We start from the raw sequence: 10831 nt of genomic DNA, 5'->3' as shown, positions 1-10831 counted from the left end.
GGTGTGTCAAGGCGGGAAAGCGTGCCTTGACACACCCGGCCGCCGACTGAAGGGAAGGCTGGGATGAGGGGCGGGGGAGGTCTGGTGACGTCGTTGGTCGGCTTGCGTTGCCGGCCGCCGGTTGGCAGGTGGGCCGAGGAGAAACCCGCGCCTCCGGCCGCCGGTCTGCGGGAGGCGATGCCGTAGCCGGCTTGCGCTCCCGGCCGCCGGTTCGCACGTGGCCCGAGGACGGCACCCGCGCCCCCGGTTCGCACGTGGCCTGCGGGCAACCGCCGGCCGACGCAGCAAAGGGCACCGAACTTGTCGGTGCCCTCCGCCAGCCCGGAAATCGGGCCCCGCTCAGCCCAGCCGCTTGTCCCAGTCGGCGAAAGCGTCCACCAGATCCGCCGGTGCGCCGGAATCCCGCAGGCGCGCGCCTTCCGCTTCGATGTAATACCGGTACAGCGGCACCAGTCCCGCCGCCAGTTCCGGCTCCACCTCGGCCGGCTCCAGCGGGTGACCCGCGCGGACCTCGCGCGCCAGGCGCACCAGCGATGCCGCCGGGGCGTCCGGCTGGCTCAGGTACCAGTCGATCGCTTCGTCGTTGTTCGCCGCCCGGCCGGTCGGGGTTGTTCCCGAATACAGGAATCTGACCGGGAACAGCACCGCCTTCGTGAACCACACCTTGTCCACCAGCAGCCGCTTCGGCGAGCGGAACTCGGCCGTCACCTCGTCCGTTGCCAGCACCGCGATCGCGAAGCCCGCGCTCTCCAGCAACAGCTCCGACGCCTTCGGGCGGGCCACCTCCGCGCGGACGTCCTCGCCCACCAGGACCCGGCCGTCGTCGGCCAGCTGTAAGCGGTCCAGTGCTGGGAACCGGCCGTCGTCGCGGCCTTCGCGCAATGCCGGCAATGACGCCCAGAACACCGAGAGCTTGCGGTGCAACGGGGTTCGCTGCTGCAGCTCCTCCGTCGTGCTCTGGACCGAATGGGGGTCGCCGGCGTCGGTGAGGACCAGGGCCAGGTCGATGTCGCTCGCCGCCGCGGAATAGCCGCCGTAGGCCAGGCTTCCCAGCAGGTACGCGCCGATCAGGCGCTCTCCCAACGCCTCCTGGTAGGCCTGAGCGGCTTCGACGGCGATTTCGCGGGCCGCGGCAGCCGGTTCCGTGCTCGTCATGCGGCCACCGTATCGCGGACGGCGCACTCCGCGATGCGGTCGGAAACCACGCCGATCACCTGCCACGCCCGGTCCAGCACGGTGATCGCCGCCTCCGGGGTCCAGTCCGCGCGCCGGCGCAGGACTTCGTAGCCCATCTCGAGGTGCTCGACGTCCGCTTCGTCGTGCAGCTCGAAGTACTCGTCGTCGGGGAACGCCTTCGTGCCCGCCTGGCTGAACACCAGGCTGCCCGCCTCGAGGGCCAGGTGCGCCAGGACCGCGCGCTGCACGCCGGGCAGGATCGCGAACTGGTCGACGAACCAGGACGCGCCCATCTCGATGACCGGGTCCCAGACCAGTTCCCGGTCGTCCGCGCGGCTGCGGGCCAGGATCTTGTCGTGGCCGACCTCTTCCGCCTGGTGCTCGCACGCGAGCGCGCGCAGCTCCGGGTCGCTCTCGAAGGTCACCCGCGCGCTGATCATCCGCTGGAAGGCGTTCGACCACGGCTGCAGGTACGTGAGCACCGCCTTCTTCGTCTCGGCCGTGGTGCTCTCGTCGGTCAGCAGCCGGATCAGGGCCGACCCCTCGTACTCCCGCTGCCGCTGCTCGTTGTGGCGGGCGACCCGCTCGACGTCCTGCTCGGTCACGATCTGCTCCTTCTGCTGGGCTATCCGAGATCGACGGGCGAAAGAGGGGAGGGGGGCGGCCGGTCGAAGACCGGGAACCGGAAGTACGTGGTCACGTCGCCGTGCCGGCCCGCGGCGCGGAAGCTCACCAGTTCCAGCACCCGGGCCCCCGGGCCGCTCAACGGTCCAGGCGCGAGCGCGGCGGCGAGCGTGCGGAACGGGCCGGGGTCGACGCCTTGGTCGTGCAGCAGCTCGGCCGTGCGCTCCACGGCTTCACCGTCGTCCGGCGTGAGCGCGGGCAGCCGCAGATACGTCGTGGACTCCGCGGCACGGTCCACGCCGGACCGGAAAGCCAGGCAGCTCAACGCCGCCTCACCGGCGTCGCCGTCCGGGCCGGCCAGCGTCCGGTACGCGGCGCGGGCCCGGGCGGAGTCGTGGTGCAGGGCCACCGCGGCGACGCGCTCGACCTCGGCGAGGCCGGCGTCGTGGTTGCGGTAGTAGATCTTCACGCGGGCTTGGGCCTCGTCGGTCAGATCGACGGCGAAGAACTCGATTTCGCGGTTGCCTTCGACAGTTTCGACACGACGGCGGGTGTCGGCCCAGGCCTCGCCGAGGCCGAGCCGCGCCATCGCCTCGGCGACCGCGGCCTCGCGCTGCGCGTGCGGCCACGAATACAGCCCGAAGTACGTCTTGTGCACCACTCCGGACGGGGGCCGCCAGGCGATCGAATGCCACAGCGGCGCCGGCGACGGCCGGCCCGCGCGCGGGGTGAACGTCTCGTGGACGTGGTCGAGACGGCGGGTGCGGAAAACGCTGTCACCAGGCCAAACCACGTCGTGGCCGAGGCTGTCGAACAGCACCCGCAGCTCCGGTCGCGGACCGGACCAGTTGACCGACATCTCGGCCGGGAACCCGTCGTCCGCCACATAGGACGACGGGTCCGGGGCCGGCCCGATCCGCTCGTGCGCCCACGGCGGCAGCAGCGCCCGCAGCATCCGGGTGGTCCGGACGGACTGCTCCAAGGGGACGTCCAGCGCTTCGCACGCGGTGGACCACAGCCCACCCAGAAAGTCACCGAAGAGTCGACCCTGAGCCGGATAGTTTTCCCTTATATATTCAGGAAACTCCGGCACGCGACTCGTCACGAGCGGATGCTATCAGTTGGATGCTTGCTCAACTAAAAGTCTGCACCCGGGTGGTCCAGTCAATTGCGCCATGTGGGTACGCCGGTGCCCGCCGCGGCCACGGAGGGCCACAACGGACACCGGCGCTGTCCAGTCAGGACAAAACCGGACAACGCGCAGGTCTCAGACCCGCGCGGGCACCACGGTCATCGCGTGCTTGACGAGCCGGATCAGCGCGAGCTTGCTGGAGTCACGGTCGCGTGCGTCACACATGACGATCGGCACACGGTCCGGGACCACCAGTGCCTCGCGGATCTCGTCGGCGGTGTAGCGCGGCGCGTTGTCGAAGCAGTTCACCGCGACGACGAACGGGATCTTCCGGCGCTCGAAGAAGTCGATCGCGGCGAAGCTGGTCTCCAGCCGCCGGGTGTCGACCAGCACGACCGTCCCGATCGCCCCGCGGGCCAGGTCGTCCCACATGAACCAGAAGCGCGCCTGGCCCGGCGTCCCGAACAGGTACAGCACGTGCCGCGGCGAGATGGTGATCCGGCCGAAGTCGAGCGCGACCGTCGTGGTCGTCTTCCGCTCGACGCCGGACAGGTCGTCGACGCCGGCGCTCGCCTCGGTGAGCACCTCTTCGGTGGTCAGCGGCGGGATCTCGCTGACCGAACCGACCATCGTGGTCTTCCCGGCACCGAAACCGCCGGCGATGATGATCTTGACCGGGGTGGGGACCAGTTCGGCCCCGGTGCCGTCAGTACTTGATGAGGCCATCGAGAACCGCCTGGAGTGTTTCGAGGTCCGGCGACTGCGCCGGGTTATGGGTGGGCGAGCGCGTGATGACGAGGCCGCGTTCGATCAGGTCGCCGACGAGCACGCGCACGACCCCCAGCGGGATCTTCACGTAGACGGCGATCTCGGCGACCGACACCGGGTGGCGGCACAGCTGCACGATCGCCACGTGCTCCGGGCCCAGCCCGGTCGGCTCCTGCTCCGAGCGCAGGGTCATCACCTGCGTGGACAGGTCCAGCCGCGCGGTGCCGGCCGGCGTCCGGCCGCTCGTGATCGTGTACGGCCGGACCAGCGGCCCGGCGGCTTCGTCGTACCAGCCGTCTTCGGTACTCATGTGGCCTCCCGCAGCACCGACGCCGCTTCTCGCGGCGCGGACGCCATGTAGTCGCCGACGCGCTTGACGAGCCGGCTCATCTCGTAGGCGATCATCTCGACGTCGACGTTGTCCGCGGCCAGCACGGCGAGGCACGCACCCTGGCCCGCCGCGGAGACGAACAGGTAACCGCGCTCCATCTCGATCATGTTCTGCAGCACCGGGCCGCGGTTGAACTGCTTGCTCACCCCCTTGGCCAGGCTCTGCAGGCTGGAGGCGATGGCCGAAAGCTGGTCCGAGTCGTCCTTGCTCATCCCGGCCGACTTGCCGATCAGCAGCCCGTCGGCGGACAGCACGATGGCGTTCTGCGCGCCGACCACGCGGTTCACCATGTCGTCGAGCAGCCAGTTGAGATCGGGTTTGGGGCTCCCGTACTCGTTCATTCGACTTCAGACCCTGACTTTCCTGTGTGGACTTCCGTGTGTGTGGGGCCGGGGGAATTACGAGTCGTCGTCCGGTCCGCCGCGCCCGCGGCGGGTGCCCTTGTGGAACGCCGCGAGCGTGCGCGCGGTGCCTTCGCCCGGCGCCACGACTTCGTCCTCGCTGTCGTCGGGTTCGTTCTCGAGCTGGGCGACGAGGTTCTGCTGCGGCTCCCGCCGGGGCAGCCGGGGCCGGTCGTCGGTCGGCTTCACGTCCGTCGCCGGGGTGATCGGCGCCGGCTCCGGCGCCGCCGCCGGCACGGAGGGCAGCGGGTCGGGCGGGGTGAGGGCGCGTGCCGGGTACGGCCTCGGCTTGGTGTCTCGCTTCATCGGGATCTGGCCGCTGAACGAGCTGGGCGTGTCCATCGTGCGGAGCGGGCTTTCTGCTGCCTGCGGTGCCGGGGCGCCCACCGGCGCGAGGACCGCGGTGGTCTCGGCCGGCGACGATTCCACGGCCGCGGCCGGGTCCCCGTCCTCGCCGGCCAGGTGCTGGGTGGGGATCAGGACGGTGGCGCGCAGGCCGCCGTAGCGGGACGGGTCGAAGGTGACGGTGATGCCGAGCCGCGCCGCCAGGCGCGCGACCACGAACAGGCCGAGGCTGGAGTCGGCCCGCAGCGCCATCGCGTCGAACTCGGGAGCTTCGGCCATCATCGCGTTCGCCCACTCGCGGACGCCGTCCTTCATGCCGAGCCCCTGGTCCGAGACGTCGACGACGACGCCGCGCGCGACCATCCGGCTGGTCACCTCGACCGGCGAGCCGGGCGGCGAGAACGACGTCGCGTTGTCGACCAGCTCGGCGACGAGGTGGATCGTGTCGGCCACCGCGGCCCCGACGATCGCGACGTCGGGCACCTGCTCGACCTGGACCCGCGCGTACTGCTCGGTTTCCGAGACGGCCGCACGCAGGACCTCCATCAGCGGCACCGGCTTGCGCCAGCGGCGGCCGGGCTGCTTGCCGCCGAGGATGATCAGGTTCTCGGTGGTGCGGCGGGCGCGGGCGGCCAGGTGGTCGAGCTGGAACAGCGCCGCCAGCTGCGTCGAGTCGTCCTCGCGCGCTTCCATCTCGTCGAGGATCTGCAGCTGCTGGTGGACCAGGACCTGGTTGCGGTGCGCGATGCCGAGGAACACGTTGTGCACGCCGCTGCGGGCCTTGGCCTCGCTCGCCGCGGCGTTGACGGCGGTCAGCTGGGCGACGTTGAACGCCTCGGCCACCTGCCCGATCTCGTCGCGGCCGTGGTCGAGCCGGGGGAGTTCTTCCTTCAGGTCGACGGGTTCGCCGCTCTTCAGCCGCTCCACGATGTCCGGCAGCCGGTTGCGGGCGAGGTCGAGGGAGTCGTTGCGCAGCCGCGCGAGACGGGTCATCAGGGCGCGGTCGACGAGCGAGCGGGACACCCGCACCGCGACGATGATCGCCGCCAGCGAGGCGAGCAGGGCGACGATGGAGCCGATGATGACGTTGCGCAGCTGGGCGTCGCCGGCGTCGATCGCGGCCGCGGAAACCTTGTCCGCCTGGGTGATCGCGAGGTCGTTCAGGCCCTGGGCGACCTGGTTCGTCGCGTTCTGCCAGTCCGTTTCGGACACCGGCACGGAGTTCTGCTCGCCCGCCGACCACGGGCCGTGCTTGACGAGCGCTTCTTCGGCCGTCGCCAGCTGGCGCCAGGCCGTGCTGGTGGTCAGCGCCTGGTACTTCTGGCGGACGCCCGGGTCGAGGAACGGCGCGACCTGCTCCAGCTGGGTCCGGTAGAGCCCCGACAGCTGCGCGAACTGGGCGAAGTCGCCGGGCGCGAACGTGCCGGCGGAGTAGGCCGTCGAGACCAGCGACGTCTCGCGCGACATCATGTCGCCGGCGCGGAACACCGACGTCGCCGTGATGCCGCCGGTCGCGGCCTCGGCGTCGGGGACGACCCGGGCCTGGGTGTCGAAGAGGTTGGACGCGGTGTCCATCACGCCGTTGTAGTAGGCGTTGACCTGACCGCGGTCGATGCTGCGGAAGCTGATCTGCGAGCGCAGCACGGGCAGCTGGTCGAACTGGGCCTTCAGCGCGTTCACCTTGGACGCGATCTCGTCCGGCGCGTTGGAGATCGTCGCGGCGAACGCGTCCTTCAGCGCGACGAGCTTTTCGTCGGTGGCCTTCTGCTGCTGCTGGAGCCGGGCCGGGCCGAGCGCGGGGTCGTCCAGGTACTGCAGCGCGGTCTGGCGTTCCTTCTGGAACTCGGCCAGCGCGGTGGCGGCGGGGATGGAGACCTCACGCACGGAGGCCGCGACCAACCGGACGTAAACGCCGTTGAAGAGGAAGTAGGACGAGACCGCGATCCACAGCACCAGCAGCGTCACGCTGGGAATGAGAACGGTCCTGGTCAGCCTTTTGCGGATCGACTTGTCGTACGGCTTGTCCGACTCGTCCCGGGGGTCTTTGTTCAGCACGGCGGTTCACGAACTCCTGAGTGACGGTCGGCGAGGAATGGGGACCCGGACGAGGAAGCGGACACGACGATGGGACACAGCGGCCGCCGTCACCTCGTCTTCGCCTCACCCTCCGTGTTGCCGCAGAATCGATCAGGGTCCGTTTTTTACCACGAACCCCTGACACCCGGTCGGTGCGACCCGGCTTGCGGACACTCGTCCGGCTGGTGGCGAACGGTGTTTACTGTCTGCTCCGGCGCGATTACCGGCATTTCCTCTGGTTATGACGCTGCGAGCTAATTCGGGCTGTCGAGCGCTGGGCCGAACGGGTGAAAGTGAATTCCGCCGGTTCGCCGTCTGCGGTCCATCACGGCGGAGGAAAAAGGGGAACGGGCGGTGCCTGGAAGTGCCCGCCGGGGCGCGGTCCGCGCCGTCGGACGCGGGTGAGGGCGACGCTGCGTAGCTTTACATCCGATGAGTGGTTGTCAAGCATGCTCGACATCGGCTACCGTCATGTCCACTCAGCCGCCAAGGAGGGTGTGATGAGCGAAGCGACCGGGACCCTGCCCGCCGGCTCGACCGAGGTGTGGCGCGACCGCAAGCGGTACCTCTGGCTGATCGGCCTGGTCGTGCCCTCCCTGGCGTTCCTCGCCATCGGGCTGCACGCCGCCACCGGGTGGGGCGGCTGGTTCTGGATCGGGCCGGTCGTGATCCTGGTGATCGTTCCCCTCGTCGACCTCGTCGCCGGGCTGGACCGGAGCAACCCGCCCGACGACGTCATCGCCCGGCTGGAGAACGACCGCTACTACCGCTGGATCACCTTCGCCTTCCTGCCCGTCCAATACCTCGGCTTCGCGGCCGCGTTCTGGCTGATCGCGCGCGGCGACCTCACCGTGGCGGACAAGATCGGCCTCGCGGTGTCGATCGGGTGCGTCGGCGGGATCGGCATCAACACCGCGCACGAACTGGGCCACAAGAAGGAAAGCCACGAGCGCTGGCTGTCGAAGATCGCGCTGGCGCAGAGCTGGTACGGCCACTTCTACATCGAGCACAACCGCGGCCACCACGTCCGCGTGGCGACGCCGGAAGACCCGGCGAGCAGCCGCGTCGGCGAAAGCTTCTACCGCTTCTGGCCGCGGACGGTCTTCGGCTCGCTGAAGTCGGCGTGGCGCCTGGAGCGCAAGCGTTACGCCCGGCGCGACCGCCACCCGTACCGGCTCGGCAACGACGTCGTCAACGCCTGGCTGATGTCCGCGGTGCTGTGGGCGGCGCTGGTCGCCTGGCTCGGCGCCGGAGTCCTGCCCTACCTGGTGATCCAGGCCGTGGTCGGGTTTTCGCTGCTGGAGGTCGTCAACTACATGGAGCACTACGGGATGCTGCGGCAGCGCGTCGGCGAGCCCGGGCGGCGCCGGTACGAGCGCGTCGATCCCAGCCACAGCTGGAACTCCAACAACATCGCCACGAACGTCCTGCTCTACCACCTGCAGCGGCACAGCGACCACCACGCCAACCCGACCCGGCGCTACCAGACGCTGCGCGACTTCGCCGAGTCGCCGGTGCTGCCCACCGGGTACGCCGGGATGATCGTGCTCGCGCTGATCCCGCCGCTGTGGCGCCGGGTGATGGACCCGCGAGTGCTCGCCCACTTCGACGGCGACATCTCGCGCGCCAACATCCAGCCTGGCCAGCGGGCGAAAGTCCTGGCCCGGTACGGAACCCGCGTGACGGCGGCGGCCCCCGAGCTCGCCGACACCCGCGGCGACGCGACCGAAGGCGGCAGGTGTCCCGGCTGCGGGTACGTCTACGACGAGCAGCGCGGCGACCCGCGGGAGGGTTTCCCGGCCGGCACGCCGTGGGCGGCGATCCCGGACTCCTGGTGCTGCCCGGACTGCGGCGTGCGCGAGAAGGTGGACTTCGTCGCACCGGGCCGGGTGGACCGGGCCGGGGCCTAGAATGCCGATCATGAGCAGGGCGGTCCAGGTGCCGGCGGAAGGCGGGCAGCACCGGCGGCCGATCATCGCCGCGGCGATCGAGCTGACGGCGCGGTCCGGCTGGCAGGCCGTCACGATGGCGCGGCTGGCCGAGCTGGCCGGGGTCAGCCGCCAGACCGTGTACAACGAGATCGGGTCCAAGCCCGCGCTGGCCGAAGCGATGGTCGCGCACGAGCTCGACCGGTTCCTCTCGGTCGTCGGCGCCGCCTTCGACCGCCACCCGGACGACCTGGTCGAGGCGATCTACGACGCCGTCCGCGCGGTCCTCGAACTCGCCGACGACAACACCCTGCTGCGCGCGATCGTCTCGGCGACGCACGGCACCGCCCCCGAACTCCTCCCGCTGCTGACCACCGACTCGGGCGCACTGCTCGCCCAGGCGAAGGCGGTGGTGGCCGGCCGCGTGGCGGCCTACCGCCCGCCGCTGACCGGCGACCAGGTCGACGTGGTGATCGACCTGGTCGTCCGCACGGTCCTCAGCCACGTGATGCAGCCGTCGGACACCCCGGCCCGCACGGCCGACGGGCTGGCCTGGGTGGCCGCGCGGGTCCTCGGCGTGACGGCGAATCCTCCGCTGCGCCACACCTAACGCAGGCCGTGCCGGTCCAGCCAGCCCGCGATTTCCCAGGCGATCTCCTTGGGCCGGTCCTCCTGGGCGTGGTGCCCGGCCTCCCCGCACGCGACGACGTCGAGCGCGGCGATGTGCTCCGAGCACCACTGCGCCATCTTCTCGCCGATGAGCAGCGTCGGGGACCCTTCGAAGGTCAGGAGCAGCTTCGGGGTGCCGTCGCTGCCCGCGAGCCACTCGTCGTAGGCCTCGATGCGCTCGACGAGCTCGGCCGGGTCACCGCCGAGGGGCAGCTGGCGGGCCCACGCCAGCACCGGGCGACGGCTTTCGGGGGTCGGGAACGGGGCGAGGAAGGCCGCCAGGTCGTCGTCGCCGACGGGGGTGCGCACTCCGCCGGTGTACGCCTGGCGGATGAACAGGTCCCGCGTCAGCACCATGTCTTCGCCGACACCGGGGGTGCGGATCTTCCGCGAGCGCTCGGCCGCCTGCGGGGTCAGGTCGTCCCAGGCCATCGGCTTGACGATGGTTTCGAAGAACGCGAGCCCGCGGACGCGGCCGGGGTGCCGGGCGGCGAAGTCGAAGGCGAGCGCGCCGCCCCAGTCGTGTCCGACGAGGACGACGTCGTCCAGACCGAGAGCGTCGAACCACCTGTCGAGGTGGCCGGCGTGGTCGGCGAAGGTGTAGGCGATGTCCGGCTTGGGCGAGCGGCCCATGCCGATGAGGTCGGGGGCCAGCAGGCGTCCGCCGCCGACGTGCGGAAGGACGTTGCGCCAGCTGTGCGACGAACTCGGGTTGCCGTGCAGGAAGACGATCGGGGTACCGGTGCCGGTTTCTTCGTGGTGCAGCATGGTTTCAGGGCTCCAATGGGGTTTCGAGGAGAAGGGTGAGCTCGCGGGCCAGCGCGGCGGTGCGGTCGCCGTGCCGGCCGCCGAGCGGGGCGAGGAGCCGGTCGAGCAGCTCGGCCACGGTGGCGATCGCCGGTTCGGTCACCTCGCGCCCGCGGGCGGTGAGGCGCAGCCGGACGGTCCGGGTGTCGGCCGGGTCGCGGGTGCGCTCGACGAGGCCGTCGGTGTCGAGCGTGCGGGCGAGCTTGGAGACGTAGAGCGCCTCCAAGCCGGTGTGGTCGGCCAGTTCGCGCTGGCTCGGGCTCGTTCCGGCCCGCTCCAGGCCGGACAGCGAGGACAGGAAGACGTACTGCGCGTGCGTCAGCCCGAGGGGGGCGAGGGCGCGGTCGACGGCGACCCGCCACTTCGTGGAAAGCCGCCAGACGAGGTGACCGGGGGTGCTCATGCCAGATACTGTACATGGCTACTAAGTACATGGCTACTATTTCGCCCGCGTAGGTCGTGAGTGGTAAGGCGGGTTCTAACCCGCCTTACCACACACGACGGTGGTGGCTGG

The 10831-nt window shown here is 70.6% G+C and carries 11 protein-coding genes; 2 read left to right on the top strand and 9 right to left on the bottom strand.

Translation table 11 applies throughout. The annotated features are described in order from the left end of the window. Window positions 1-339: 339 nt before the first annotated feature. The 7 genes from ACWEVN_RS42165 to ACWEVN_RS42135 all read right to left on the bottom strand — a co-directional run bounded on the left by ACWEVN_RS42165 (window position 340) and on the right by ACWEVN_RS42135 (window position 6892). Entirely contained in the window at window positions 340-1155 is an 816-nt protein-coding gene (locus ACWEVN_RS42165; RefSeq protein ID WP_449684957.1) for a hypothetical protein, read from the bottom strand. Continuing rightward, the gene (locus tag ACWEVN_RS42160) at window positions 1152-1781 is read right to left on the bottom strand and encodes a hypothetical protein (protein ID WP_310972512.1); all 630 of its coding nucleotides are present in this window, start codon (window positions 1779-1781) and stop codon (window positions 1152-1154) included. The genes ACWEVN_RS42165 and ACWEVN_RS42160 overlap by 4 nt, the downstream gene beginning before the upstream one ends. 20 nt (window positions 1782-1801) lie before the next feature. Beyond that, complete coding sequence (locus ACWEVN_RS42155) at window positions 1802-2782, bottom strand: hypothetical protein (RefSeq protein WP_449684959.1); 981 nt, start codon at window positions 2780-2782, stop codon at window positions 1802-1804. Between the two features lie 285 nt (window positions 2783-3067). Continuing rightward, window positions 3068-3658, bottom strand: coding sequence for a GTP-binding protein (locus tag ACWEVN_RS42150; RefSeq protein WP_310972514.1), 591 nt, complete (start codon window positions 3656-3658; stop codon window positions 3068-3070). After that, window positions 3639-4010, bottom strand: coding sequence for a DUF742 domain-containing protein (locus ACWEVN_RS42145; protein ID WP_449684960.1), 372 nt, complete (start codon window positions 4008-4010; stop codon window positions 3639-3641). Before ACWEVN_RS42145 ends, ACWEVN_RS42150 begins: the two co-directional genes overlap by 20 nt. Then, complete coding sequence (locus ACWEVN_RS42140; protein ID WP_013228184.1) at window positions 4007-4432, bottom strand: roadblock/LC7 domain-containing protein; 426 nt, start codon at window positions 4430-4432, stop codon at window positions 4007-4009. The genes ACWEVN_RS42145 and ACWEVN_RS42140 overlap by 4 nt, the downstream gene beginning before the upstream one ends. A 57-nt stretch (window positions 4433-4489) precedes the next feature. After that, window positions 4490-6892, bottom strand: coding sequence for a nitrate- and nitrite sensing domain-containing protein (locus ACWEVN_RS42135; RefSeq protein WP_452055017.1), 2403 nt, complete (start codon window positions 6890-6892; stop codon window positions 4490-4492). 521 nt (window positions 6893-7413) lie between these two features. Here ACWEVN_RS42135 and ACWEVN_RS42130 point away from each other — a divergent pair. Further along, window positions 7414-8823 carry a fatty acid desaturase gene (locus tag ACWEVN_RS42130; RefSeq protein ID WP_452055016.1) on the top strand — a complete coding sequence of 470 codons (1410 nt, stop codon included), beginning with the start codon at window positions 7414-7416 and terminating at the stop codon, window positions 8821-8823. Between the two features lies 1 nt (window position 8824). Further along, window positions 8825-9451, top strand: coding sequence for a TetR family transcriptional regulator (locus tag ACWEVN_RS42125; protein ID WP_449684962.1), 627 nt, complete (start codon window positions 8825-8827; stop codon window positions 9449-9451). Here ACWEVN_RS42125 and ACWEVN_RS42120 read toward each other — a convergent pair. Together ACWEVN_RS42120 and ACWEVN_RS42115 are read right to left on the bottom strand one after the other, a co-directional pair. Further along, on the bottom strand, window positions 9448-10278 hold the full coding sequence (locus ACWEVN_RS42120; RefSeq protein ID WP_452055015.1) for a haloalkane dehalogenase: 831 nt from the start codon (window positions 10276-10278) through the stop codon (window positions 9448-9450). The two genes, ACWEVN_RS42125 and ACWEVN_RS42120, sit on opposite strands and share 4 nt — an antisense overlap. Window positions 10279-10282: 4 nt before the next feature. Continuing rightward, window positions 10283-10720 carry a MarR family winged helix-turn-helix transcriptional regulator gene (locus ACWEVN_RS42115; protein ID WP_449684964.1) on the bottom strand — a complete coding sequence of 146 codons (438 nt, stop codon included), beginning with the start codon at window positions 10718-10720 and terminating at the stop codon, window positions 10283-10285. Between the last annotated feature and the right edge of the window lie 111 nt (window positions 10721-10831).

The sequence above is a fragment of the Amycolatopsis sp. NPDC003861 genome (genome assembly GCF_053605405.1).
The sequence above is the reverse complement of the archived record's forward strand: the minus strand, read 5'-3'. Positions and strand labels throughout refer to the sequence as shown.

Excerpts from the sequence above, each read along its gene's own strand:
- ACWEVN_RS42165 (WP_449684957.1), bottom strand. The coding sequence starts at position 1,155 with ATGACGAGCACGGAACCGGCTGCCGCGGCCCGCGAAATCGCCGTCGAA.
- ACWEVN_RS42150 (WP_310972514.1), bottom strand. The coding sequence starts at position 3,658 with ATGGCCTCATCAAGTACTGACGGCACCGGGGCCGAACTGGTCCCCACC.
- ACWEVN_RS42130 (WP_452055016.1), top strand. The coding sequence starts at position 7,414 with ATGAGCGAAGCGACCGGGACCCTGCCCGCCGGCTCGACCGAGGTGTGG.
- ACWEVN_RS42115 (WP_449684964.1), bottom strand. The coding sequence starts at position 10,720 with ATGAGCACCCCCGGTCACCTCGTCTGGCGGCTTTCCACGAAGTGGCGG.
- ACWEVN_RS42120 (WP_452055015.1), bottom strand. The coding sequence starts at position 10,278 with ATGCTGCACCACGAAGAAACCGGCACCGGTACCCCGATCGTCTTCCTG.
- ACWEVN_RS42125 (WP_449684962.1), top strand. The coding sequence starts at position 8,825 with ATGCCGATCATGAGCAGGGCGGTCCAGGTGCCGGCGGAAGGCGGGCAG.
- ACWEVN_RS42140 (WP_013228184.1), bottom strand. The coding sequence starts at position 4,432 with ATGAACGAGTACGGGAGCCCCAAACCCGATCTCAACTGGCTGCTCGAC.
- ACWEVN_RS42145 (WP_449684960.1), bottom strand. The coding sequence starts at position 4,010 with ATGAGTACCGAAGACGGCTGGTACGACGAAGCCGCCGGGCCGCTGGTC.